At 64.5% G+C, this 25999-nt stretch carries 19 protein-coding genes; 8 read left to right on the top strand and 11 right to left on the bottom strand.

The features are described from left to right. Positions 1–63: 63 nt before the first annotated feature. From ACX12D_RS32520 to ACX12D_RS32510, 3 genes are all read right to left on the bottom strand, one after another. Positions 64–666, bottom strand: a complete 603-nt coding sequence (locus tag ACX12D_RS32520) for a response regulator transcription factor (RefSeq protein ID WP_459375081.1) — start codon at positions 664–666, stop codon at positions 64–66. 462 nt (positions 667–1128) lie between these two features. Continuing rightward, positions 1129–2787, bottom strand: coding sequence for a methyl-accepting chemotaxis protein (locus tag ACX12D_RS32515; RefSeq protein WP_459376589.1), 1659 nt, complete (start codon positions 2785–2787; stop codon positions 1129–1131). A 349-nt stretch (positions 2788–3136) separates the two neighbouring features. Next, positions 3137–4750 (bottom strand): EAL domain-containing protein, encoded by a 1614-nt coding sequence (locus ACX12D_RS32510; protein WP_459375080.1) that lies wholly within the window; start codon positions 4748–4750, stop codon positions 3137–3139. A 463-nt stretch (positions 4751–5213) separates the two neighbouring features. Here ACX12D_RS32510 and ACX12D_RS32505 point away from each other — a divergent pair, with 463 nt between their 5' ends. The 3 genes from ACX12D_RS32505 to ACX12D_RS32495 all read left to right on the top strand — a co-directional run bounded on the left by ACX12D_RS32505 (position 5214) and on the right by ACX12D_RS32495 (position 9456). Next, on the top strand, positions 5214–6053 hold the full coding sequence (locus tag ACX12D_RS32505) for a tetratricopeptide repeat protein (RefSeq protein ID WP_459375079.1): 840 nt from the start codon (positions 5214–5216) through the stop codon (positions 6051–6053). 381 nt (positions 6054–6434) lie between these two features. Then, the gene (locus ACX12D_RS32500; protein WP_459375078.1) at positions 6435–7418 is read left to right on the top strand and encodes a transporter; all 984 of its coding nucleotides are present in this window, start codon (positions 6435–6437) and stop codon (positions 7416–7418) included. Positions 7419–7467: 49 nt separating this feature from the next. Beyond that, entirely contained in the window at positions 7468–9456 is a 1989-nt protein-coding gene (locus ACX12D_RS32495) for an alkyl/aryl-sulfatase (protein ID WP_459375077.1), read from the top strand. A 117-nt stretch (positions 9457–9573) separates the two neighbouring features. Here ACX12D_RS32495 and ACX12D_RS32490 read toward each other — a convergent pair whose 3' ends face one another. The 4 genes from ACX12D_RS32490 to ACX12D_RS32475 form a co-directional block, all read right to left on the bottom strand. After that, a complete protein-coding gene (locus ACX12D_RS32490) occupies positions 9574–10524 on the bottom strand; it encodes an IS110 family transposase (RefSeq protein WP_459371816.1) in 951 nt (316 codons plus the stop codon). Between the two features lie 340 nt (positions 10525–10864). Further along, complete coding sequence (locus ACX12D_RS32485; protein WP_459375076.1) at positions 10865–12448, bottom strand: hypothetical protein; 1584 nt, start codon at positions 12446–12448, stop codon at positions 10865–10867. After that, the gene (locus ACX12D_RS32480; protein WP_459375075.1) at positions 12426–13703 is read right to left on the bottom strand and encodes an ATP-grasp domain-containing protein; all 1278 of its coding nucleotides are present in this window, start codon (positions 13701–13703) and stop codon (positions 12426–12428) included. The genes ACX12D_RS32485 and ACX12D_RS32480 overlap by 23 nt, the downstream gene beginning before the upstream one ends. Further along, positions 13700–15244 (bottom strand): pyridoxal phosphate-dependent decarboxylase family protein, encoded by a 1545-nt coding sequence (locus ACX12D_RS32475; protein WP_459375074.1) that lies wholly within the window; start codon positions 15242–15244, stop codon positions 13700–13702. The genes ACX12D_RS32480 and ACX12D_RS32475 overlap by 4 nt, the downstream gene beginning before the upstream one ends. Before the next feature lie 280 nt (positions 15245–15524). Between ACX12D_RS32475 and ACX12D_RS32470 the strand changes: the two genes are divergently transcribed. Beyond that, positions 15525–16925, top strand: a complete 1401-nt coding sequence (locus ACX12D_RS32470; protein ID WP_459375073.1) for an MFS transporter — start codon at positions 15525–15527, stop codon at positions 16923–16925. Between the two features lie 818 nt (positions 16926–17743). Here ACX12D_RS32470 and ACX12D_RS32465 read toward each other — a convergent pair. The 4 genes from ACX12D_RS32465 to ACX12D_RS32450 all read right to left on the bottom strand — a co-directional run bounded on the left by ACX12D_RS32465 (position 17744) and on the right by ACX12D_RS32450 (position 22127). Beyond that, positions 17744–18916 carry an integrase core domain-containing protein gene (locus tag ACX12D_RS32465; RefSeq protein ID WP_459372795.1) on the bottom strand — a complete coding sequence of 391 codons (1173 nt, stop codon included), beginning with the start codon at positions 18914–18916 and terminating at the stop codon, positions 17744–17746. Between the two features lie 262 nt (positions 18917–19178). After that, complete coding sequence (locus ACX12D_RS32460; RefSeq protein WP_441639503.1) at positions 19179–20153, bottom strand: Bug family tripartite tricarboxylate transporter substrate binding protein; 975 nt, start codon at positions 20151–20153, stop codon at positions 19179–19181. Positions 20154–20314: 161 nt separating this feature from the next. Beyond that, the gene (locus tag ACX12D_RS32455) at positions 20315–21127 is read right to left on the bottom strand and encodes an SDR family oxidoreductase (protein WP_459375072.1); all 813 of its coding nucleotides are present in this window, start codon (positions 21125–21127) and stop codon (positions 20315–20317) included. Between the two features lie 106 nt (positions 21128–21233). Further along, positions 21234–22127, bottom strand: coding sequence for an IclR family transcriptional regulator (locus tag ACX12D_RS32450; RefSeq protein WP_441639505.1), 894 nt, complete (start codon positions 22125–22127; stop codon positions 21234–21236). A 437-nt stretch (positions 22128–22564) separates the two neighbouring features. Here ACX12D_RS32450 and ACX12D_RS32445 point away from each other — a divergent pair, with 437 nt between their 5' ends. From ACX12D_RS32445 to ACX12D_RS32430, 4 genes are read left to right on the top strand one after another with little or no spacing between them, the layout of a single operon-like run. Next, complete coding sequence (locus ACX12D_RS32445; RefSeq protein WP_441639506.1) at positions 22565–23428, top strand: branched-chain amino acid ABC transporter permease; 864 nt, start codon at positions 22565–22567, stop codon at positions 23426–23428. Positions 23429–23440: 12 nt separating this feature from the next. Further along, positions 23441–24487, top strand: a complete 1047-nt coding sequence (locus ACX12D_RS32440) for a branched-chain amino acid ABC transporter permease (RefSeq protein ID WP_459375071.1) — start codon at positions 23441–23443, stop codon at positions 24485–24487. Beyond that, positions 24480–25244, top strand: a complete 765-nt coding sequence (locus ACX12D_RS32435; protein ID WP_459375070.1) for an ABC transporter ATP-binding protein — start codon at positions 24480–24482, stop codon at positions 25242–25244. The genes ACX12D_RS32440 and ACX12D_RS32435 overlap by 8 nt, the downstream gene beginning before the upstream one ends. After that, positions 25231–25938, top strand: a complete 708-nt coding sequence (locus ACX12D_RS32430; protein WP_459375069.1) for an ABC transporter ATP-binding protein — start codon at positions 25231–25233, stop codon at positions 25936–25938. The genes ACX12D_RS32435 and ACX12D_RS32430 overlap by 14 nt, the downstream gene beginning before the upstream one ends. Positions 25939–25999: the final 61 nt, after the last annotated feature.

Raw genomic sequence — 25999 nt, 5'->3', positions numbered from 1 at the left:
ATTTCTGGCTTTCGCGACTTCTATTTCATTGGCGGCCTGGCAGGATGGGTCGATCAGGATGGGTCAATCGAGAAGCAGCGTTGTCAATTCAATCGCGGATTTGACCTGCAGTTTCTCCATCAAGTGCGCCCGGTGATTTTCCACGGTACGAACGCTGATTCCCAGTTCCATGGCAATCGCTTTGCTGGTCTTGCCGGTCGTGACATGCCAGGCAACGACGCGCTCCTTCGGGGTCAGGAGTGCAAGCCGCGTGCTTTTGTCGGCCGAGGCCATCCTCTGCGCGAACATCTGGCGGCTGCGTTCCAGCGCGCCTCGCACCTTTTGCACGAGCATGGCGCCATCGACGGGCTTCTCCAGAAAATCGAGTGCGCCCGCCTTGATCGCCTTGACCACCGCAGGGACCTCAGAGTAAGCGGAAACAAAGATGGTAGGCGGAAGCACGCCCATGCCGGCCAACTCGCTCTGCATCTGCAGGCCGCACATTCCCGGCATGCGCAGATCGCAGACCAGGCATTCAACCGGCGCCGGCCGGTACGATTCGATAAAGGCGCGGGCGGAAACAAATGTCCTGATATCCGTGCCAAGGCCACGAAGCAACTCATGGTATGTCCAGAGCACAATGTCATCGTCATCGACTAAATAAATTACGGGTCGCTCAACTGCCACAGCCTACGTCTCCAATTCCTGGCTCCCTGCGACCGGATGTCGGCCTGCCGGCACGTTCACATACTGTGCGATGCGGCAAGGCGGACCGATGGCGCCGATGGGGCCAATGGGGCACCTGAGAAGCCCGGCACCCACCGGCACAGTAAGCCATCATGAGGGCGAAGTTGAAATTGGGTAATCCCCGATGTAGCTGGCAAAGAACGAAACCGAAGACATCTCAATGCCGGCGCTTCGAATTCCGGCGCTTCGATTTGTCAGGAAGCTGAATAGCGCAATCTATCCCGGCGTGCGGCGAGGTGGAATGTGCGGCCTTGGCCTCCGCCTATGAGGAGCCGGCATTACGATGAAATTCAATGACTGTGAGCCAGCATAAGAATCACGTTTTTCAATGTGCCAGCGGCATCCGGGATGACGCCGGGGCGCTGGCCCACGCCAGCCAAGTTCGGGATCGCACGCGCGCGATCAGGCCACTGCGGCACGGCGCCGCAGGCGTGCTTCCCGGTCGCTCGCCGGTGCATGCGGCAGCCCGGCGCCGCCGGCCCCGGGCAGGCGGAAGAACGCCACCACCTCGTTGAGCTCCTGGCCCTGTTCCTGCAGCGCGCGGGATGCGCTCGCGGCTTGTTCCACCATGGCCGCGTTCTGCTGGGTCACCTGGTCCATCTGCGAGATCGCCTGGTTCACCTGCTCGATGCCGCGGCTTTGTTCCATCGACGCGCTAGCAATGTCTTCCACGATGCTGCTCACGCGTGCGACCGCCTTGGTCACCGAGTTCATGGTCTGCCCGGCTTCGCCCGCCAGCGTGGAGCCGTCCTGGATCTGCTGGAGCGAGCCCGCGATCAGTTCCTTGATCTCCTTGGCGGCGCTTGACGAGCGCTGCGCGAGGCTGCGCACTTCGCTGGCCACCACGGCAAAGCCGCGGCCTTGCTCACCGGCGCGGGCAGCTTCCACCGCGGCGTTGAGCGCCAGGATATTGGTCTGGAAGGCGATGCCTTCGATCATGCCGGTGATGTCGGCAATCTTGGTGGAGCTGGCGCTGATGCCCTGCATCGTATCGACCACGCGGCCAACCGCCGTGCTGCCGCTCTGCGCGATATCGGCGGCCTCCCGGGCCAGTTCGTTGGCTTGCCGGGCGTTCTCGCTGCTCAGGCGTACCGTGGTGGTCAGCTCCTCCATGCTGGCGGCGGTTTCCTCGAGCGAGGCCGCTTGCTCTTCGGTGCGCTGGCTCAGGTCCGCATTGCCCGCGGCGATCTCCGCCGACGCCCCGGCGATGCTTGCGCTGCTCTGGCGCACGCGGGAAACGACCTGCGTCAGGCGCTCGTTCATGTCGCGCAGGGCCGACAGCAGGCGGCCGGTCTCGTCCCGCGCCACCACGGCAATCTGGCTGCCCAGATCGCCGCGCGCTACCGTTTGCGCCACGTCCACGGCCGTTTGCATGGGCCGGGTGATGGAGCGCGTGATCAGCAGGCCGCCCACCGCGGCAAGCACCACGGCAGCCATGGACATGACGATCAGCAGGTCGCGCTGCGCGGCGTAGTCCTCCTCCAGCTTGCGCACCGTATCGACCTGGCGGCCTTTGGTGAACTCGGTATAGGCGTCGGTCGCCTTGACCAGCGTCCCCAGCAGGGGGCGGCATTCGTCGTTCATCTTGAGGGTGGCCTCGTCGCGCTTGGCAGCAAGCGCGAGGTCGACGATGGCGATGGCCACGGGACCATAGCGCGACTCCACGCGGTCGATCTCGCGCACCAGGTTGCGTGCGGTGTCACTGGCGTCGCTGTTGCCCGACACCATGTCCTTGAGCTTTGCCAGCTGCGCTTGCACATCTTCATGCGCGCGCAATGCGGCTGCCTTCTCCAGGGCCAGGTCCTCGGGGCGGGTGACAAGCACCAGGTTGCGCGCCGCGATGGCGCGCCGGTCGACAGCGGTGCGCACCTGCGCGGCGACTTCGGCGCGGGCGTTGATGCCATGCAGGTAGCGGGAAAAGCCGTCCGTGGTCTGGCTCAGCGCGCGTAGCGACAAAGCGGAAATGGATAGCGCGATGATGGCTAGCAGGCTAAAGCTCAGCAGGAGCTTGCCCTTGATGGTCAGGCTGTTGAAATGCACGATTTGATCCCCTTGTCCCATAGGGACGTTGGCGCTGCGGAATGGTCCGTGAGTCATGGCTTGAATCGCCAATGCGAACCGTTGCGCTGCAACCCCGTTCCCGCCTTTCCTATTTGTGATGATCTGGGCGATCGTCTTCGCGTCGCGCCGTCTTGTTATGCTCTAAACAGCACAATTCCGAAAGCATACGGAACCACGCTGCAGAATGGCTAACGGCAAGAAATCGGAAGATATCCCCCCTACTGGAGAGGGGGCAGGTTTTAGGGAATTTGGTGCAAGTAGCGCCAAGGCCGCTATGCGTTGCGCCAGCGGGCGCCGCGTTCCAGCCCAGCAGGCGGCGTGGTGTCGCCCGCCAGTTGCATCCACAGGCTCAAGCGGGCAATGGGGTCGGCCTGGTTTCCGGGGCGGCCTCGGTGACACGGGGACGGTTGTGGCGCCACGCCGCCAACTCACCCGCCCCCAACGGCGCAGCGAACAGATAGCCTTGCGCCCAATGCACGCCGTGCTGCCGCAGGTAAGCGGCCTGCAACTCGTTCTCTATCCCCTCGGCAGTCAGCTCCAGATGCAGCCGCTGGCCCAGGCTGATGATGGTGTCGAGCACCACGGCGTTGACGGAGTCCGTGCCGATGCCCATGACAAACGAGCGATCGATCTTTAGGAAATCGGCGTGGAGCTGTTCAAGGTAGGACAGCGAACTCTGCCCCGTGCCGAAGTCGTCGAGCGCCCAGAGCACGCCCTGCGCGCGCAGGTGCGCGATATTGCGTTGCACCTGCTCGTCGTTCGGCAGCGCTTCGCGCTCGGTCACCTCCAGGACCAGCAGTGGCCCGTGGGGGCCGATCTTGCCCAGGAGCCGCTGCACATCGTCGACAAATCCAGGCGTCGCCAGGTGGGAAGCGCTGACGTTGACACCGATGTGGTCACGCGGCCCCAGTCCCAAGCGTGGCAAGTCGGCCGCCACCAGATCGAAGATATGCCGGGTCAGGTCGCCGATGAGGCCATTGTCTTCCGCCAGCGGGATGAAGATGTCCGGCCGGATATTGCCCCGGCCGGGCCGGTGCCAGCGGACCAGGGCCTCGAGCCCGCTGCACTCCCCCGTGGCCAACCGGATGACCGGCTGGTAGACCATGTGGAACTCGCGCTGGCGCATGCCTCGGTAGATCTCGTTGACCAGGGACAAGCGCCGCCTGCAGAACAGATGCGCCAGGTATCCCGAGAGCAGCGCCACCAGTACCAGGAAAGGCGCGTAGTGACGCCACAGATCATGGCGGTAAGCGGTGATCAGCGCCGGTGCGACCGCGACGCGCACCTCGATGGGAAAGGCGGCGGATTTGGCCAGTTTCATGCTGTTCCGGTAGCGCGGCCCGGTTGACGTCGCCAACGGCGCACCGGTCGGCAGCTGGCGCAGCGAGTCGCTAAGCAGGATCTGGACCTGGAACTGGCCGCTGTACGAGGCGGCGGCCTGAATGTCCAGCAAGTACTGGCCGTCGATCACGGCCAGCACGCCCGAGCCGTTGCCAATGCCTTGCGAAACGATGACCGCGGGCCGGTCCGGGACCAGGGAGGTGCCCGCGCTCGGAGTGATCCGCAGCCCCGGTGGCAAGCTGGTCATCGCGTCGAATGCCAGGGCGAGCGGGATGTCGTTGACCTTGCCCAGGACCGGCGAGCAGTAGAGCTTCTCTTGATGGACCAGGATGAGCGAGCGGAAATACGGATTCAGGGTGCTGGTCCGCGTGAGTTCGCCGATCACCTCCTCGCATGGCTTGCCGAGCATCGCCATGGATTTGTCGACATTGGCGGTGACCACGGTGAGGATGTTGTCCATCTGCTTCTGGATCGCCACCGCCGTGACCAACGCTTCGCCGTCGGCGCGTTGCCTTCCCTGCATGAATACCAGCGGCACCATGACGAGTGCGGGAATCAGCATGGCTGCCAGCACGATTGCCAGGTGCCAGTATTGCTCACGCCGAGGCTTGATGATCTGCACGTACGATGCTCCTGCGCGTGACGTGCTATCGGGAGGCCATGTTTAGGTACCCCATCCCTGGTGACGCGCCCGCGCTACGGTGTGATTGATGTGTACTCGTCCATGCCCGCCATGCGTCCAGGCTTTAGAAGATGGATCTTACAATAAGGCATCGCTTAAGCGGCGAATTCCATGAGCACCGCAACCTCTTTCGCACCGATCCAATCAGCCAGCGCGGTATCCATCGAGGATGGCACCGATAGGCTCCGTCTGATTCGGGAATTGCCGATTCCGCCAGGTAGTTCTTCTGAAAGCCATTCCGCCGTCCGGGCGCATTGATGTCGGTGCAGTGACTGGCCCGGGCATCACGGTCGATTCCGCTCCAAGGGATCGATTGCGGCCGACGCTTGCATTTTAGGACTTGTCCTATTCTATTGACGACGTGCCGCCAGTAAGCTGGCGCCCTGTCTTACCGAGAACCGAAATGAAGCACAACAACACACGCCGTACCTTGACGCTCGGACTCGCCGCCATATCCATGGCCGCGGGCAGCGCCTGGGCTGGAGAGGCCGAGGACCTGTACGCGGCGATGATCGGTGGCAAGTGCGTGCCCGCCACCACCACCTTGCAAGCGCGCGCCAAAGCTGGCGTGGCCGCGGCCCAGGGCCATCTGGGCATTGCCTATATCCGCGGCGCCTGCGTCAAGGAGGACATGAAGGCGGGCGTGGCTTGGCTGCGCAAGGCCGCCGAGCAGGGCGACGCGGATTCGCGCAATGAGCTTGGCAATCTCTATTCGTCGGGCGACGGCGTGCCCAAGGACTATGCGCAGGCGAGGCGCTGGTTCCGCCTTGCGGCCGAGCAAGGCTACGGGCCGGCCCAGTACAACCTGGCGCTCCAGTACCACTTTGGAGAAGGCGGGCCGGTGGATGATCGCGAGACGGTCAAATGGCTGCGCAAGGCGGCCGTGCAGGGCCTTGCGGACGCGCAGGCGAACCTGGGCGGCATGTTGATCAAAGGCGAAGGCGTGGTCTTGAGCAACAAGCGCGAAGGTGTGGAATGGCTGCGCAAGTCCGCCATGCAAGGGCATGCCACCGGCCAGAATAACCTGGCGGCCGCCTACGAGAATGGCTTCGGCGTGGCGCGCAACATGGTGCTGGCCTACGCCTGGGTGCTGCTGTCGACCCGCGAGGCCAAGCCGGGTTCGGAGGACATGGCGCTGCGCACCGGGATGGCCGCGGAACTGAGCGCCAAACAGCGGGCCGAGTCCGAGCGGCTGGCGCGCGAGTGGAAGGTGGGACAAGACCTCACGACGACGATGCCTTGAACGGACGATGAGCCGCGGGAGACCATCGACCATCGTCGAATGGCTTCTGCATCAACGTCTTGGCAAGTTCAACGGGTTCGCCCCCGAGGCCTGCCCGCGGTTCCGACTCGCTCCAACTGCTGACTATCCGTTCAGTCGCGTTGATGAGCGACTGCCCTGGGCCATAGCCAACCGGCTTTTGGCCCCTGTCACGCTTACTCAAAAGATGTGCCTGCTTCCGCTATCGCCATCCCTGGTTGCATTTCACTCGCGCCTGAATCAGCCGGTCATCCACCGATGATCACCGATTGAGTTCCACTTCGCATCAGATTGGGAGCATTCATGCGAAATAGCATTACCCCGGCTGTTCGTTCCGTACGCCGCGTGCTGGGAAAACGAGCCATGAAAGGCAGCAAGAACCTAACGGGCGCACGCGCTTCGCGCAGGCCTGCATGGCAATACCATCTCGACACCGTACGGTTGAACCCATCGGTCGCGGCGTTGGTGCTTGGCCTGCTGCCTGGTATTGCGGCCGCCGATGGCGCACGGGACTGGATGAATCTCCCGATCGACACGAATCTGGTCTATCTCTACTACAACCATGTTCAGTCCAACACGCAGCTGGACACGACCCTTCCCGTGCAGGGGGTCAACGCCACCATGAACATGGCACTGGTCCGTTATGCGTATTCCTTTCCGGTGGCGGGCAAGACCGGCGGCATCCAGTTCCTGCTGCCCTATAGCTGGGCGAGCGCCAACATTGATAGTCCCATTGCCCCGCTGGCGTCGCGCGAGTTCAGCAAGAACGGCACGGGCGACCTGACCGTCGTGCTCGCGGCCAACCTGTTTGGCGCGCCGGCACTGACTCGGGAGGCATTTGCAAGAGCCACACCAGAGACGCTTCTCACCTCGGCTGTCTTCCTTACCGTCCCCATCGGGCAGTATGACCGGAACAAACCGGTCAACTTCGGTGGAAATCGTTGGGTGGTCAAGCCACAGCTTGCATTCAACTACCCCTTTGGCAAGTCGATGCTGTCCGTCAATGGCAATGTCTCGTTCTACACCGAGAACGGCGAGTACTTCCAGCCTGATGGTCGCGGAAAGCTGCAGCAAGCACCATTAGGAACGCTGGAAGCGCACTACAGCTACAGCTTCAACCGCGCGCTGTGGGCGGCGGTGGACATGGTCTATAGCAACGGGGGCCAGACCAGAATCAACGGCGTCAAGCAAGGCAATGCGCAGAACACGCTCAAGCTTGGCGTCAGCGGAAGTTTCAATTTCACCCCTACGGATGCCGTGGCGGTTTCCTTCCTCAAGACCGTCAGCACGCCGGCAGGAGCCGCAGACGTGAAGGTCCTTTCCATCAACTACAACCACGCGTGGTAGTCGTTGACATCCTTGCCGTGAATACCCATAACAAAAGAGAGCGATCAACATGAAGAACAGATTTGGTCCCCCACGACGCCTGCTGGCGATGGCGTTCGCCCTGGCGAGCACCCCGGCACTCCTTTGCGCGCAATCCGCCCCGGCGCCCGGCAAACCTGCCACGGACCAGACCCGGCAAGCCAACGCGGCAGTGCTTAAAGAGCTTCCGTTCAACGACCGGACCGACTTCGAATCGGCCCAACGCGGGTTTATCGGCACCACGCCTAACCTTGTCATACAAGCCGGGAATGGCAGGCACGCTGCCTGGAACTTGCCGGCGTACGATTTCCTCAAGGCCGAGACGGCGCCCGACACCATCAATCCCAGTCTGTACCGTATGGCGCAGCTCAATATGTTCAACGGGCTGTTTGCCGTTGTCGACCGCGTCTATCAGGTACGCGGCTTCGATCTGTCAAACATGACGATTATCGAAGGCGACACCGGACTGATCCTGATCGATCCGTTGATCAGCAGGGAAACCGCGAAAGCCGCCCTCGACCTGTATTACCAGCACCGGCCGCGCAAGCCCGTCGTGGCAGTGATCTACACCCACAGCCACGTGGACCACTATGGCGGCGTCAAGGGCGTCGTGAACGAGGCAGACGTAAAGGCTGGCAAGGTAAAGATCCTGGCGCCCGAGGGCTTCCTGGAAGAAGCGGTCAGCGAGAACATCTACGCCGGCACCGCCATGAGCCGTAGGGCCACGTATATGTATGGGTCGCTACTGCCGCGCGGGCCACAAGGCCAGGTCGATGGTGGACTCGGCAAGAGTACCTCGCTTGGCGAGGTCACCTTGATCGCCCCCACGGATTCGGTGAAGAATACCGGCGAGACCCGCACGATTGACGGTGTGCAGATGGAGTTCCTGATGGCGCCCAATACCGAAGCGCCCGCGGAAATGCTGATCTGGCTCCCTCAGTTCCAGGTGCTCAACATGGCCGAGGATGCCACCCACACGCTCCACAACCTCTATACGCTGCGCGGCGCCCAGGTGCGCGATGCCAGGGAATGGTGGAAGACCGTCAACGAAGCGGCCAATCGCTATGGCGTGCGCGCCAAGGCTGTGATCGCCCAGCACCATTGGCCGACCTGGGGCGACGCCATCGTGCCGTTCCTGGAGAACCAGCGTGACATGTTCAAATACCTTCACGACCAGACGCTGAATCTTGCCAACCAGGGCTACACATCGGTAGAAATCGCGGAGATGCTGAAACTCCCCGACAGCATTGGCAAGCAATGGTACAACCGGGACTACTATGGCTCGGTCAATCACAACGCCAAGGCGGTCTACCAGCGTTACCTCGGCTGGTACGACTCCAACCCCGCAAACCTGTACAAGCTGCCGCCCACCGAGGCAGCCGTGCGTTACGTGGCGTTCATGGGCGGCGCGAAGAGCGTCATCGACAAGGCCCGGCAATCGTTCAAGCAAGGCGACTATCGCTGGGTGGCCGAAGTGATGAACCACGTTGTCTTTGCCGATCCGGATAACAAGGAAGCGCGCGAACTAGGCGCCGATGCGCTGGAGCAGCTCGCCTACCAGACCGAGAGTCCCACGTGGCGCAACGAGTTCCTGATGGGCGCCCTGGAATTGCGGCACGGCACCGTCAAGCTAGCGGGCTCCGGCGTGGCCTCGGCGGATACGCTGAACGCGATGACCGCCGACATGATCCTGGACTACGCCGGCATCCGCCTGAACGGGAAGAAAGCAGCCGGGAAGACGCTCAATGTCAACTGGATCAATCCGCAGACCAACGAGCAGTACGCGATCGAGCTGCGCAATTCGGTCCTGATCTATACCGTCGGGAAACGGCTCCCCAACGCGGATGTCACGATCACAACCAACAAGCTCGGCCTGGCCAGCGTGCTGGGCGGAGCGACCACACTGAGCAAATTGTCGCAAGCGGGAGGGGCAAAGGTGGAAGGCGCTGGCGAGAAATTCGACGAACTCGCCGGCATGCTCGATACATTCAAGCCTGACTTCAATATCGTGACGCCGTAATCCGAGAGGAAACGCAAATGTATTGATGAAAGGTTCTTCAGACTTTCGCGTGGGTAAGTGGCGGGAAGCCACACGCTGGTTTGCTCCCCTCTCCCATGAAATGGGAGAGCAACCGTGTCAAGCGGGCAGTTTGTTTTCCCACGGCTGACCGGTCTTCGCCATGGTATTGAGGACCGTCAGCAGCTTGCGCATGCAGGCAGTCACGGCGAGCTTGAATGGCTTGCCGGTAAGACTCAGGCGCTCATAGAAACTACGGATGGCAGGGTTATGACGAATCGCTGTTACCGTCGCCATGTACAGCACATTGCGCACCTCGGCTCGACCGCCGCGGATGTAGCGTTGTCCCCGGCGCTTGCCGCTGTCGTCGTTAAACGGCGCCACGCCGACCAGCGCTGCGATCTGCTGGCGGTTGAGCTTACCCAACTCGGGCAGTCGCCCCAGCAGGGTGAACACGCTGACTTTGCCAATGCCCGGGACACTGCCAAGCAATTCCACTTTGTGCTTCCATACGTCGCTGGTGCGCAGCTTGTGAGTCATATCGATATCGAGCGACTTGATGCGGGCGTCCAACCATTCGATATGCTCTTTCAGACTCTTGATGGCAAGCGGCGGCGCAGTGGCGACACGAGCCTTCTCTTGCGCCCGCATGACCACCAGCTGGCTGCGCCGATCCAACAGGTCAGCAAATTCGCGCTGCGCCTCATCGGGCAGCGGACGCACTGGCGGCCGGATCTGCTGGGCAAAACGCGCCAGCACGCGAGCATCGAGCCGGTCGGTCTTGGCCAGAATCCCGCAAGCTTTAGCGAAGTCGCGCACCTGCTTGGGGTTGACAACCGCGACCGGCAATCCGGCACCGGCCAGCGCGATACTGACGCTGGTTTCATAACCGCCTGTCGCCTCGAGCACGATGCGATCGATTTGACCTTCATCGTTATGCTCGGCCAGGTATGCCAGCAGCGAAGCGATACCCGCTTCGTCATTGATGAACTGCAAGCTCGCGCTGTCAGGCAAAGAGTCCAGATCCAGCGTGTTCTTGCTAACGTCGATTCCTACAACCTTGATATCCATTCGGCTTATCCCATCCTTGTGACCATTCGGCGTACTGCCATCCAACCGTTCGGGCTTAGGCTAAACGCTATCAAAAAATGGAAGCCTCGATCCTCGCTCTCCCTCGAACTTGGGCTTTCGCCCAGGGCATGGGGCCATCGATCTGAGGCTTCCAGGACATATTGTCCGACATACAAGGGGCCGGGGGAGAGGGTGGGCGCTCGCTCAAGGTGATGCGCCTCGCTCTTGCGCAGGCCCGCCCTCTCCCCCAACCCCTCTCCCGCCATGCGGGAGAGGGGAGCTACAGCAGTGCTGGATTTTGCCAAGCGATGAATCAACCCGCACGAAAATCGGATGACCCTTATGAAAAAACGGTATCCAGCACCGGCGCAACGCCAGCGCCGCGCGTGGGGGCGTGCACAAGGGCGGAAACCATATCCAGGCATGCCAGCGCCTGGCCGATGAGATGCCGCTCCTGATCCAGGTCCCGCGCTGCCTGGACTACCAGCCTGGCGCTCATGCACAGCCGCAAGGCGCTGACCGGGACACCTGCCCGGTGGCCGCTGTCCACAGGCTGGCCAAGCTGGTAGGCCACGCCTGCGTCGGCGCTCCCCGGCGCCTGGACCCGGCGAAAGATGGCGGCCGTCTCCTCCCGGCTGAGCGCAGCCCTGCCGCCTCCCGGCTGGCACCGGTACAGCAGGAAGGGGTGAATGGTCCGGATCTCGTCCCAGTGGGATGGCGTGTTCAGCGCGGTGCGGTCCAGCGCCGGCACCGCCAGCGCGGCAAAGGCGGGATCGCTGCCCAGCCTTTGCTGGATGGCACTGGCAAAACGCCGCAGAATGCCAGCGGCTTGCTCGGCCGGCACCGCGAGGAATTCGCGCAGCTCGTGGATCGCGGCCTGCCAGCGCAGCAGCAGGCCAAAGTTCGCATAGCTACCGAGCGCCTGCGCGCTTGCCCAGCCTTGCGGCCATTCCTCGCGCGCGGAATACAGGCGCAGCTCCGCCGGAACGCCGCGCTCGCGCAGCGTCTTGCCGATTGCCGCTGGCAGCAGCAAGGCGCCGGAAAACGAGGGCCCGGTCACAAACTTGGAGCCGGTCAGCGCCACCATGCAGCCGTTGCGCAGGTAGGCCTGGAGCGTACCCGGCTCAATGCGGAACTGGCAGGCGTCGACCAGGACCTGCACCGCCGAGGGCCAGCGGCGATGCAGCGCGGTCACGCACGCAATGCTCGGCGCAATGCATCCGGTCTTGGAGACGTCGATCAGCACCAGCAGCACCTGGCGCCCGTCTTGCACAGCCTGGCTGACGAGCGCATCGATTTGCGCATCGACCACGCTCGCATCCCGCAAGCTGCCGTCCGCGTTGCGGATCGGCACATCAAGGACGTCGCTGGCGCAGGCCTGGCTCAGGGACTCGCCCGGGATGGTGGTACGGCCCAGTGCGTTGTACGTGCTGAAGTGGCGCCCGGCGAGTGCGGCGGCCACGCCGCTGCCGCTCTCGGCTTCGCCGGCCAGGATCACCAGGGGCCGGCCCGGAATGCCCGCATTGCCCGCATCGCTGCCGCCCCCATTGGCCGCCACCCGCGCGGCAACGCGTGCCGCGAGCAGGTGCACATCGGTGCCGGAAGCCGAAAAGACAAGCCCGGTGCCAAGCCCATCGCCAATGCCGCACAGCGCCAGCAACTCGCCGCGCAGCCGTTCCAGCTCGCGGCAATACAGCTCGGCCGCGCTCTGGTGCGGCAGCGCCGCGGCTAGCCGGTTGCGCAGCGCGTCCACCACGGCGAACGCGGCGGGAGAAATCCCCGAGGACGTGGAGGAGCCAAAGGGAACCAGCCCCGTTGAGGCGAGCGGCTGGCAACCGTACTTGTTGCGGCCGGTCGCCGGATCCAGCGCGATGCGGTGGTCCCCGCCGCTGACCAGCAGGTCAGCCGTCGATGGCAGCGGCATCGTGCGCGTCCACGCGGTCGGCATGGGCCTGGATTGCGTTGATCAGCATGGTCCGGAACGCCGCGAAGATCTTGTGCATCTGCGGCTGCTTGTACGGGAAGAGGTCGACCGGATCGATATCGTGCACCACCATCGCCGTATCGGCCTCGAACACCAGCAACTCCCCATCCGGCGTCTCGGCGCAATCCAGGCCCACGTAGTCAAGGCCCAGCCGCTCCTGGATCAGAGCGAGGGCATCCTTGTGGCGCAGCGCGAAGGTGTCGTCGAAGTCGCGCATGATGGCCGCTTCTTCGTCCCGCTTGGCCGCGCTCTCGGCCATGCCGGCATTGAGATAGTGGATCATCCAGTGCTCGGAGATGCCGACGTGGCACACATACGCGCGCCCTTCGATCAGCACCAGCCGGTATTTGCGGAACTGGCCGTCATCGTTCCGGTAATCGATGAAGTAAGAGACATAGAAAGCCGGCTCATCCGTCTGCGCCAGGTAGCCGGTGAGTTCGGCCGCGTCGCCGATCTTCTCCAAGCCCTTGCCGGCATGCGAGCCGAGCGGCCTGACGATGATCGGGAAAGCGCCCTCGCCCAGCACCGACGAGATCGCTGCCTGCCCGCTGGCGATGCCGGCCAGTACCTGGCGATCCACGCGCAGCGTCGGCGGCATGCACACGCCCGGCGCCGAGGCCAGCAACGATGCCGCCCGGTCCCGCGAGAGCTGTTGCAGGCGATCCGGCTGGTTCAGCACCGGGCGCGGCCAGATTGCCGCCAGCGCGCGCAGGTGCTCCAGCACGGGCTGGGTGCGGTCGGATTCGCCCACGGCGATGAACAGCACGTCGTGCTCCGGCACGGCCTGCGGCAGCGGGTTTTCCGGCGTGACGTAGAGCGCATCGAGCGCCACGTCGGAGTTGCCCAGCAAGCACTCCAGCGGCGTGTTGGCCATCAGGTCGCCCGACACCATGATGGCCAGCACGCGCAGGCGGGCTTCGCCATTGCGCAGGGTCGGCAAGTGATAGAGCTGGCGCGCCTGCAGCGCCTCGGCCTGCATGGTCATGGCCAGCGCGTGATCGCCGATGAGCTGCAGGACCAGCGAGAGATCCATCAACGCGTTGGCATCGTCCGGCTGCGACTGCAGGTGGTTGATCAGCTCGGCGCCGAGCGGGCGCAGGTCCTCGTTCTGATGGGCCGCGCGCAGCAGGTGGCGCAGGCCGATCAGGGTGTCAGGGGCCGGCGTCATGTTGGCGGGATCAAGGATTGCGTTCATTGTGGTAGGCCGCTGGCTTCGGGAACGGGTACGGGTACGGGTACGGGTACGGGTGATTTGGCGCTCAGCGACCGGCCAAGCGCCAGAGTGGCGTTCAGCAGGACATCGATATCCTGCGGCCCGCTGCGATGATTGAACAAAGCAACCCGGATCGCAAAGCGCCCGTCGAGCACAGTCGACGAGGGCGCGGCGAGGCCGGATTCCTGCAGGGCGACAACAAGATCGCGGTTGACCTGCTCGATGGCGCCGCTCGCATCGGCATCGGCACCGATAAAGTGGAAGCAAACGATGTTGAGCGATACCGGCGCCAGCAGCTCAAGCTCCGGCTCGGACTCGATGCGCCGCGCGAGTTCCTGCGCCAGGGTGCAGGTGTGGGCGATCATGCCGCCCAGCCGCTCGGTGCCATAGACCTTGATCGTGAACCAGGTCTTCAGCGCGCGGAAGCCGCGCGACAGGTCCGGCCCGAAATCGCAGGGCCAGGGGGAGCCGGCCGCCATGCCGCGCTCGCCGCGGCTGAGGTACGTGCCCTCGTGCGTGGCAAAGGTGCGCAGGTGCAATTGCCGGTCGCGGACCACGAAGAAGCCGGCGTCATACGGGACCTGCAGCCATTTGTGAAAATCGAAGGCGATCGAGTCCGCCTGCTCGATGCCGCGCAGGCGCGGCGCCAGTTGGGGGCACAGCATGGCCAGGGCGCCAAAGGCACCGTCGACATGAAAATGCAGTTGCTCCCGGCGGGCAATTTGCGCGATTTCGGCCAGGTCGTCGATGGCGCCGGTATCCACGGTGCCGGCGGTGCCCACCACGAGAAATGGCTGGAAGCCGGCAGCGCGATCGACGGCAATGGCAGCGACAAGGCACGCCATATCCATGCGCCCCATCTCGTCAACGGGAATCGAGCGCAGATTGTCCTTGCCGAGGCCGGCCAGGTCCATGCCTTGGGCAATGCAGCCATGCGCCCGGGTGGAGGTGTAAGCCGTCAGGCGCCGCGAAGCCTGCGCCATGCCGGTTGACCGCACCCCCGAGCCGAGCGCCCGGGTCCGGGCGACCAGCACGCCGGACAGGTTGGCCATGGAGGAGCCGGTCAGGAACAAGCCGCTGGCATCCTCGGGAAAGCCGAACAGCTCGATCACCCAGCGCAGCACCTGCCACTCCACCTCGACCGGGATATGGTCGCGCCCACCCAGGTTGGCATTGAGCCCGGCCGCCAACATTTCCGCCAGCATCCCGACCGGCGTGCCACCGCCGTGCACCCAGCCCATGAAGCCGGGATGCGCATTGCCCACGGCAAACGGCAGGATGCTGTCCATGAAGGTCTCATGCACCTGGTCCAGCCCGCTGCCCTCGCGGGGCAGCGGCTCGCGGAAGCTAGCGCGCACCGCGTCGGGAATCGGCTGCCAGACCGGGCGGGCGCGGATGCCCTGGAGGTGGTCCAGCATATCGTCGAGCATGCTGTGCCCCTGCGCCCTCAGCGCGCTCCAGTCGACGGGATCGAGACTGGTGGGGACTGGCTGCCAGCTGCCCTGGGTGGTTGGTGTTGACATGGCTAATGGCGGTCCGGAAAACGCTGCGTCCCCAAGGGAGGTGCGGTTCGCGACCTGGTTTCCGGGACATCGTGCCGGGGATCATAGCGCTGGGCCAGCCGGGCATTTGGTTGAGTACGGCGGGTTTTCCGCCCTATTTCTCTGCGACCGAAAAACAACACTGCCGGCGCTGCCTTACCACATTCCAATCATTTGCGAGTGCCGCTCCACGAGACGATAATTGTGTCGTCAAGCATCTAATGTATTGCTCGCGCCACTCCTTCAGCAGCCGCCCTCCCTCATGCAGCCACACCAAGGCCTACCCTATCCCCAACGCTCCTGGGCCATCCTCACCGTGTTTTGCGGCCTGATCATGGCCGTGCTCGATGGCTCGATCGCCAATATCGCGCTGCCCTCGATCTCGCGCGAGCTGGCGGCCGACCCGTCCAGCACCATCTGGGTGGTCAACGCCTACCAGCTCACCGTCACGGTGTGCCTGCTGCCGCTGTCCTCGCTGGGCGACATCCTTGGCTACAAGCGCGTGTACCGCGGTGGCCTGGCGATATTCCTGGCGGGCTCGCTGCTGTGCGCGCTGTCGCCGAACCTGCCGGTGCTGGTGGCCGCGCGGGTGCTGCAGGGCATCGGCGGCGCCGGCATCATGAGCGTGAACACGGCGCTGGTGCGCTTTATCTATCCGCCCACCAAGCTGGGCCGGGGCATCGGGCTGAACGCGCTGGTGGTAGGCATCACCATTGCCGTGGGCCCCTCGGTGGGCGCGCTGATCCTGTCGGTGGCGAGCTGGCCGTGGCTGTTCGCCATCAACGTGCCGGTGGCGATCTTTGCGCTCGCGCTGGCCCGCACCGCGCTGCCGGCGACGCCGCCCCAGCCGCGCAGCTTCGACTATCGCAGCGCGCTGCTCTCGGCCGTGGTCTTTGCCTTGTTCATCCTGGGCGTGGACGGCGCGGGCCACGCGCAATGGCGCCCCGCCGCCGCCGCCGGCCTGGTGGTGGCAGCGTTGCTGGGATGGTGGCTGGTACGCATGCAGCGCGGCAAGCACGCGCCGCTGGTGCCGGTGGACCTGTTCGCCAGCCGCGCCTTCACGCTGGCGGTGGGCACGTCCTTCTGCTCGTTCATGGCGCAGATGCTGGCCTTCGTAGCGCTGCCCTTCTACCTGGAATACCAGCTTGGCCGCACGCTGCACGAGACCGGGCTGCTGATCACGCCGTGGCCGCTGATGGTGGCCATCATGGCGCCAATCTCGGGACGCCTGTCCGATCGCTATCCCGCCAGCATCCTGGCCGGCATCGGGCTGGCCTTGCTCGGGAGCGGGCTGATCGGCCTGGCGACGCTTGGGCCGGAAGCGTCCAGCTTTGCCGTGTGCTGGCGCATGGCCATGTGCGGATTGGGATTCGGGTTATTCCAGTCACCGAACAATCGCGCGATGATTGGCGCTACGCCGCCGGCGCGCAGCGGGGGCGCCAGCGGGGCGCAAGCTACCACGCGGTTGCTGGGGCAGACCACCGGGACAGCTGTTGTGGCGTTGTTGTTTAGTGTTGATGCCAGCGGGGCGGCCCGGGTGGCGCTTTTTGTTGCCGCGGGGGTGGCTCTGGTGGGGGCTGTGGTTAGTTTTAGCCGGTTACGGAGTGGGAGTGGGAGTGGGCCTGCGGTGCGGGTGGGGGTGCCGGTTGAGGCGGATTTGTGATTTTTTTATTGACGGTAGTTTTTTGGCCCTAAGGGCCGTACGACATCGTCCCTGCGGGGTTGGTCGGTATTTCTTTGATCGGCGATGGCGTTTGCACCCAAGGGCCATACGACATCCCCCTGCGGGGGCTGCCGGTCACTTTTCTTTGACCGGCAAAGAAAACTAACGAAAAGAAAGCCGCCCTGCCGGGAGCAGAGCAATAAGGCTGTTTTTGCCTCGGTGGTTGCGTCGTACGGCCCGGAGTGTTGGCTGGCGTGTCCAACCGACTTGAAGGGCATCGCTATGGCATGACCCAATGGTCACGTGGTGGTGCCCCTGATCGCTTTGCTCGGTGAGCGTTCGGGCATCTGCCGTTCGCGGTGCGTAGCGCCACGATCCTGCCTGTCTTGGTGGTTTCGTGGTTTTGTCTCTGGCGGCTGGCACCGGGGTATTTGATGCCCTGCCGTACCGGCGCGGGCGGCACCTTGCTATCGCCCCCTCTGGTTTCGTGGTGGGCACCGTGGCCCGTCCGCGAGGGCCGCGCTCGCACCTCACGGTGCTCGTCCTCCGAGACAAAACCACGAAACCAGCCACACCCGAAACGGCGCAGCCCCTCGCGCCGCGAACGGCAGATGTGGGAACGGTCACCGCAAACGAGGTCAGGGGCCGCACCACGTAACCCATGGGTCATGCCATTGCGATGTCCTCTGGGCCGGTAGGATCCGCCAGCCAACACTCCGGGCCGTACGACGCAACCACCGAGGCCCAGATAGCCTTATTGCTCTGCGCCCGGCAGGGTCGGTGTACGAGTCAACCACATGGGTAACAAACGAGTTCACTCACATAGGTAACACTTTGAGGGTTAGATAGCCTTTTCTGGCCTGGCGTTCATCGACTTGGCCCAATGCCATTGGGCCGAAGTAGACACGCCACAATCCTTCGCCTATTGCTTCCAGTCCGACCGTTTCGCCATAGAGCAAATGCCCCACATAAATGATCTTGCCAGCCTTGTAGATCAAACCACCACTCGTCACCTTGTGGGGCTCGACGTAGCTCGCATACTCCATTGGCATCAGCCGCTTTGGATACGCTCGGCCTGACTCCACATAGCGGCTCTGCGGTGTGCTCTGGTTCAGCGCTTCATGCGGCCTTTGCTCGTTGTAGAAACGTTGGAACTCGTCCATCCGCCGCTGCTGTGCCCGCAACGTAGTGGCAGGCGGTTGGGCCGTGGCGCGCTTGAGCGTGCCATGCATCCGCTCGTGCCGCCCATTCTGCTCCGGATGCCCGCGGGCTATGCGCTCCGGCATGATCCCCAGCTTCAGCCACCAGATCGACAGCCGCGACAGCCCGCCACAGCCGATGCTCGCAAAGGGCACGCCGTTGTCCGTGCGCAGCCGGTCCGGTAACCCATAGCGGCGAAACAACCGCTCGAACACCGCCTGCGTCGGCACCAGCTGCGTACCGCGCAGGCCCTGGCAGCTCAGCAGATAACGGCTCGCATGATCCATCACCGTCAGCGGATAGCACCACTGCCCATCCCCGGTCAGAAACTGCCCCTTGAAGTCCGCGCTCCACAGCCCGTTGGGCTCGTGCGCCGACCTCAGCACCCCGCCGTGCGGCATCACCCGGCGGCGCACGCGCCGCGAGACAATTCGTCCAGCCTGCTTCAGCACGTTGTAGATGGTCGTGCGCGACGGCACGGCCTCGGCGCCAAAACGCCCTTCCAGCAGCTTCTGGATCTTCTTCGGGCCCTGCTCCAGGCCGCCCTGCGTGCGCAGCTCCAGAATCGCCTGGCGAATCCCATCCGGCAACCGCTCCTGGCAATGCCGATTGCGCCCGCGCTCGGCGAGGCCTTCCAGCCCTTCGCTGTCGTACCGTTCTATCCACTTATAGCCGGTCTTCCGGCTAATGCCATAACGCTCGCACAGGGCGCTGACGCTCTCGAGCTGCCGCAGATGATCGGCGATGAACAGAATTCGTTGGTCCATGGGTCTCAGCTCGCTCCAGGGCATGGGCGTCTCCTTCCAGGCTCGCCCATGCAGGGTAGAAAACTGTCACCTATGTGCTTGAACTCAAGTGTCACCTATGTGAGTGAGTCGTACCTCGGCTTTCTTCTCGTTAGTCTTCTTTGCCGACGCAAAGAAGAGTGACCGGCAGCCCCCGCAGGGGGATGTCGTATGGCACTTGGGTGCAAAAGCCATCGCCGATCAAAAAAATACCGACCAACCCCGCAGGACGATGTCGTATGGCCCCTGGGTCCAAAAACCAACACCTCTATTCCGCCTTAGCCCCCGAATCCCTCACCACCTTCGCCCACTTGGCGATCTCAACCTTCTGATAACCCGCCAACTTCTCCGGCGTACCAAGAATCGGATCCAGCCCCAAGGTCTTGAGCTTGGCTTGCACATCGGGAAGCTGGTAAATCCGGTTGAGCTCGGTGTTCAGCTTGGCGATCACATCCTTGGGCGTATTCGCCGGTGCGAAGATCGCAAACCACGAGTCCGCATCAAACCCGGGCAGCCCTTGCTCTGCCAGCGTGGGTATATCCGGCGCCGAGTGCGAGCGCTTCGCGCTGGTCACGCCAAGCGCCCGCACCTTGCCCTCCTTGATCACCGGCAACGCCGACGGCAGGTTGTCGAACATCATGCTGATATGGCCGCCGAGCAGATCGGGAATGGCCATGGCGCGGCCCTTGTAGGGCACGTGGGTGAGCTTGACCCCGGCCAGGGAGTTGAACATCTCGCCCGCCACATGCGGCGAGGTGCCGATGCCCGGCGTGCCGAAAGTCAGGGCGCCCGGCTTGGACTTGGCCAGCGCGATCAGTTCCGCCACGTTCTTGGCCGGCACGGAAGGATTGACCACCAGCACGTTGGGCGTGGACGCGACCAGGATCACCGGCGTGAAATCCTTGACCATGTCGTATGGCATCTTGCTGTAGAGCGCGCCGTTGATGGAGTGCGTGCCGACCGTGCCCAGCGCCAGCGTGTAGCCATCCGGCGCGGCATGCGCGACGGCCTCGGCGCCGATGTTGCCGCCTGCGCCGGGCTTGTTGTCCACCACCACGGGCTGGCCCCACGAGGGCGAGATTTTTTCGGAGAAGATGCGCGCCAGGATGTCGGGCGCGCCGCCGCTGGGAAAGCCCACCACCATCCGGATGGGCTTGGAGGGATAGGTGTCGGCCTGGGCCGAGGGCACGGCGAAGGCGGCGCATGTGGCCAGGACGGCGGCTGCGAAAGGTTTGCAACGCATGGGGTGTCTCCCGATGATCGGTTTTATTCTGGTGTTGGACTGATCTTGCACGCTGCCGGTGCAAAGGGGCAAAAAGGCAGAAAGGTAAAAAGGCAAAGCCTTGCGCCTGTCCGCCGGCAGCGGTGACTCAACTGACTGTTACGCGGGGTTTCACGCCACGCTTAAACCACCGTGCCGCCGAACTCCGCCATCACTTTATCGTGCAGCCGGCGCATTCCCTTTAGCCAACGATCGTAATCTTGTCCTTTGCGCTGGTAATACTCGAGCACTTCGGGATGCGGCAGGATCAGGAAGCGCTCGTCCTTCACGCCTTCCAGCGTGACCTGTGCCACGTGCTCGGGCGTGACCGAGCCGGCCTGCAGGAAGCCCTTGCGATCGCCATCCTCGCCGAACAGCATGCGCGTCTGCACGCCCTGCGGGCAGATGCAGCTGACCTTGATGCCGCGATCGCCGTAGGTGATCGACAGCCACTCGGCAAAACCGATGGCGGCGTGCTTGGTCACGGCATAGGGTGCCGAGCCGATCTGCGACAGCAGGCCGGCGGCGGACACGGTATTGACGAAATAGCCATCGCCGCGCGCCAGCATCTGCGGCAGCACCGCGCGCGAGGCGTGGATGTGGGCCATGACGTTGATCTCCCAGATGCGCTGCCATTCCTCGGCGCTGGCATCCAGGCCCTTGCGCAGGATGATGCCGGCGTTGGAGCAGAACACATCGATCTGGCCGAAGCGTTGCGTGGCCGCATCGGCCAGCGCCTGCACGGCGGCGGCATCGGCCACGTCGGTTTGCTGCGCGAACACCTGGCAGCCCGGGCTGGCCTTGGCCACTTCCTCGGCCACCGCTTGCGCACCCTTGCCATCCAGGTCGGCCACGGCCACGCCGCGCGCGCCGCCGGCGGCAAACGCCAGCGCCAGCGCGCGCCCGATGCCGGTGGCGGCACCCGTCACCACGACGGTCTTGTTGCGAATCTCCATCTTTGTCTCCTTTGTTTGCTATGTCTGTATTGCCAGCTAGATGTGTGGCCCTGGGGCCGTGAGAAAGCGATACGTGGCGATGGCATCGATGGCGCGCATGGCGCTGCTATCCGCGCCCCTGCCACAGGCGGCTCTGCAGCGCTTCGGCCAGCTCGCGGATGCGCGGGCCGAGATTGCCGTCGAGGATTTCCGGCGTCAGCCGCGTGGCCGCGCCGCCGATGTTGATGGCCAGCACTTCCGCGCCGCCTTCAAGCACCACGGGCGCGGCCGCGCCGCTGACCGTGCGGTCCCACTCCGCGTGGGCCAGGCAGAAGCCGCGCTTGGCGTAGTCGCGCAGCGCGCGCTCGAGCTTGATGCGGATCGCGGGCCAGCGCGCGCCGTAGTGGCGCTCCAGGTCGGCCAGCACGGCGGCGCGCCGCTCCGGCTCCAGCCCGGCCAGCCAGGCGCGGCCGATGGCGGAGGTAGCGGTGGGCAGGCGCGAGCCGGGCGCCAGCCGCATCACCAGCGCGCCGCGCGGCTGGCAGACTTCCAGGTACACCATCTCATGGCGGTCCGATGTGGCAAGCGCCACCGTGCAATCGGTGGCGAACGCCAGCGACTGCATCAGCGGCTGCGCGATCTCGCGGATGCCCGAGCCGGCGAGGTAACGCTGGCCAAGCACCATCGCGCCCTGGCCGAGCCGGTACTTTTCCAGCGACGCGGAATAGATCAGGTAGCCCAGGCTGGTGAGCGTGTAGGTCAGGCGTGAAACCGTGGGGCGCGGGATGCCGGTGCGCCGCGCCAGCTCCGCGTTGCCAAGGTAGTCGTCGTGCGGGCCGAAGGCGCGCAGCAGGTCCAGCCCACGCGCCAGCGCGGTGACGAAATTGCGATCGTCACGGTCGATGTCTGGTTCCGTGCCGTCGCGCGGCGCATCGGCGGCGCGCACGGCCGCGGCATGCGCGCCGCCGGGCAGGGAAGCGGAGGAGGCAGGCGAGAGCGGGATCGACGAGGTGCGCTTCATACGTGGCGATAACGCTTGGCTACTGGGTGCGGGAAGCAGACCTGTGGCCGCCTTTGGCGGGGGCGGGCCGGAGGTAAGCCGGCTATTTCGCTGTGCGGAAGACTATTCCGTATTTCTTGACTGTGCCTCAGGCCGTATGCAACAGTCAATGAAAACGAACGATCGTGCTGGAACATACCTACGCGGACATGCGTAGCGCTTCACGGTACACGACGACACCGCACCCGGGGCCTGCACGGCAGGCCATTCCGCATCGCACAGGAGACCAAGCATGCATCACGCCATTCACCAGGCCGCACCGCCCCGCGGCTGACTCACGCCCCCCTGACCAAGTGGCCCCCGCATCGTTTTTTGCGCGGCGCCGCCATTTCCACGCAGCCCGCAGCCCGGCTTGCGTGCCTTCGTTCGTGATTCGAAAAGTCGCATGAGGTAAGCCCGTGACATTGTTTCTTCAACAAGTCCTCAACGGCCTGACGCTGGGCGGCGTATATAGCCTGGTCGCGTTGGGCCTGACGCTGGTCTACGGCATCCTGCACGTGCCCAACTTCGCGCATGGCGCCTTCTACATGGCAGGCGCCTACGTCTCGTACTACTTGATGACGTCGCTGGGCGTGAACTACTGGCTGGCGATGGGCGCCGCCGCCATCGCCGTGGCGGCGCTGTCGATGCTGGCCGACCGGCTGGTGTTCCATCCGCTGCGCAATGCGCCGGAGCTGCACGACATGATCGCCGCCATCGGCATCATGCTGTTCCTCGAAGCCGGCGCGCAGGCAATGTGGGGCGCGGACTTCCATCGCATGCCCACGCCTTACGGCCAGATGGTGGAAGTGATGGGCCTGACCGCGCCGGCGCAACGGCTGCTGATCATCGCCGCGGCCTTCGGGCTGATGGTGCTGCTGCACCTGTTCCTCACGCGCACGGTGACCGGCTCCACCATCGTCGCGATGGCGCAGAACCGCGAGGGCGCGGCGCTGGTGGGCATCGACGCCACGCGTGTCACGCTGCTGGTGTTTGCCATCTCCGGCGCGCTCGCCGCCATTGCGGCCACGCTCTACGCGCCGATCAACCTGGTCTACCCGAGCATGGGCAACCTGGTCATCACCAAGGCCTTCGTCATCATCATCCTCGGCGGCATGGGCAGCATTCCCGGCGCCATCGTGGGCGGGCTGATCATCGGCATGGCCGAGAGCTTCGGCGGCTTCTACGTCTCGACGGACTACAAGGACATCATCGCCTTTGCGCTGCTGGTGCTCATCCTGTCGATCCGGCCCCAAGGCCTGTTTGCCGGCAAGGCCGCATAAGGAGCGCACACCATGACAAAGACACTGCAAGGCAAGACCGGCTGGGCCCTGTTGCTGGCGCTGGCCATCGCGTTCCCGCTGGTCACGCCCAACAGCTACTACCTGACGGTGATGACGCTGGCCTTCATCTACGCCATCGCCACGCTGGGGCTGAACCTGATCACGGGCTATACCGGCCAGCTCAACCTGGCGCACGGCGGCTTCATGGCCATCGGCGCCTACACGCTGGGCATTCTCACGGTGGATCACCAGGTGCCGTTCTGGGCGGCGTTCGTCCTGTCCGGCGTGGTGTGCATGGTGGTGGGCTACTTCGTCGGCGTGGTATCGCTGCGGCTCAAAGGCCATTACTTCTCGATCTTCACGCTGTGCATCGGCTACATCATCTACCTGCTGATCGAGAAGTGGGAAAGCCTGACGCACGGCACCGTGGGCCTGATCGGCATCGCGGTGCCGGCCTCGGTGGGCCCGCTCGCGTTCGACAACGTGCAGGCGCAGTACTACCTGGTGCTGTTCTTCCTGGTGGCGGGCACCTTCCTGATGCACCGCATCGTCACTTCGCTGCTGGGCCGCAGCTTCATGGCCGTGCGCAACAGCGACGCGCTGGCGGAGGCGCTCGGCATCAACCTGATGCGCACCAAGGTGCTGTCGTTCGTGCTGTCGGTGGGCTATGCCGGCTTTGCCGGCGCGCTGTACGCGGGCCAGGTGCGCTTTCTCGGGCCGGACATCGCGCGCACCGACCTGACCTTCGAGATGGTGATGGCGATGCTGGTGGGCGGCACCGGCACGCTGCTGGGGCCGCTGCTGGGCGCGGTGCTGGTGCCGTGGGTCACGCAGACGCTGCAGTTCCTGCAGGACTACCGCATGCTGGTGTTCGGGCCGGTGCTGGTGCTGCTGATCATTTTCGTGCCGGACGGCATCGTGGGCTCGTGGGCCAAGCGCCAGGCGCGCCGCGGCGCCGCCGCACGCCGCGGCGGCACGAGCCGCGCGCAGCAGGCCGGCGCGCCCGTCGCCGGCAACCCGAATGCAACCGCCACGAACGCTGGGGCCGACCATGCTTGAGATTCGCAACCTGACCAAGAAGTTCGGCGGCCTGAGCGCCGTGCACGATGTCTCGATCACCTTCGAGACGGGCCATATCAACGCCATCATCGGCCCCAACGGCGCGGGCAAGACCACCTTCTTCAACCTGATCGCCGGCACCCATGCGCCCAGCTCCGGGCAGATCCTGCTCAAGGGCCGGGACGTGGCCGGCCTGCGCGCCGACCAGATCGCCCGGCTCGGCGTGGCCCGCACCTTCCAGGCCACGCACCTGTTCGACCGCGCCACCGTGCTGGACAACCTGATCGTGGGCCACCGGCTGCGCACGCAAGCGGGGCTGGCCGACGTGATCTTCAACACGCGCCGGCTGCGCGAGGAAGAACGGCTGTGCCGCGCCAAGGCCGAGGAAGCGCTCGACTTCGTGGGCCTGGCGCACCTCGCGCATGAAGTGGCGGCGGACATCACCCAGGAAGAGCGCAAGCGCGTGGCCTTTGCGCTGGCACTGGCCACCGATGCCGAACTGCTATTGCTTGACGAGCCCGCCGGCGGCGTGAACCCCGAGGAGACCGTGGGCCTGGCCGAACTGATCCGCAAGATGGTCCGCCACGGCAAGACGGTCTGCCTGATCGAACACAAGATGGACATGATCATGCGGCTGGCCGACAAGATCATGGTGCTCAACTACGGCGAGAAGATCGCCGAAGGGTCGCCCGCGCAGATACAGCAAGACCCGCAGGTCATCGAAGCCTATCTGGGAGCCGACCATGTTGCAGCTTGAACGCGTTTCGCTTTCGTACGGGAGCTTCCGCGCGCTCGACAACATCACGCTGAACGCCGCGGCCGGCGAGCTGGTGGTGCTGCTGGGCGCCAACGGGGCCGGCAAGAGCTCGATCTTCATGGCGCTCAGCGGCATCCACCGCACCAGCGGCGGCAGCATGCGCTTTGACGGCCGCGAGCTGTCCGGCATGAAGCCCTCGCAGATCGTGCAGGCGGGGCTGGTGCACTGCCCCGAGGGGCGCAAGCTGTTTCCCGCCATGAGCGTGCAGAAGAACCTGACGCTGGGCGCCTACGTGCACCGCCGCGACTCCGCCGGCATCAAGCGCTCGCTGGAAGAAGTCTTCGAGATGTTCCCGATCCTGCGGCAGAAAAAAGACGATCCGGCCGGCTCGCTGTCCGGCGGACAGCAGCAGATGGTGGCGCTCGGCCGCGCGCTGATGGGGCGCCCGCGCACGCTGCTGCTCGACGAACCATCGCTGGGCCTGGCGCCACTGGTGGTCAAGCAGATGTTCGAGGTGATCCAGCGCATCAACCGCGCGGGCACCACGGTGCTGCTGGCCGAGCAGAACGCCTACGCGGCGCTAGGCATCGCCCACCGCGCGTATGTGATCGAGAGCGGCCGCATCGTGATGCAAGGCGACCGCGACACGCTGCTCAAGGACGAAGGGATTCGGAAGGCGTATATCGGAGGATAGGACGCGCCAAAGCCGTTTGAATTGACAACGGCAGTTACTCCCTCTCCCCCGCCCCCTCTCC

Source organism: Cupriavidus sp. PET2-C1 (genome assembly GCF_054515855.1).
Note: the sequence above shows the minus strand (reverse complement) of the source record. Positions and strands in the feature narration are given on the sequence as shown.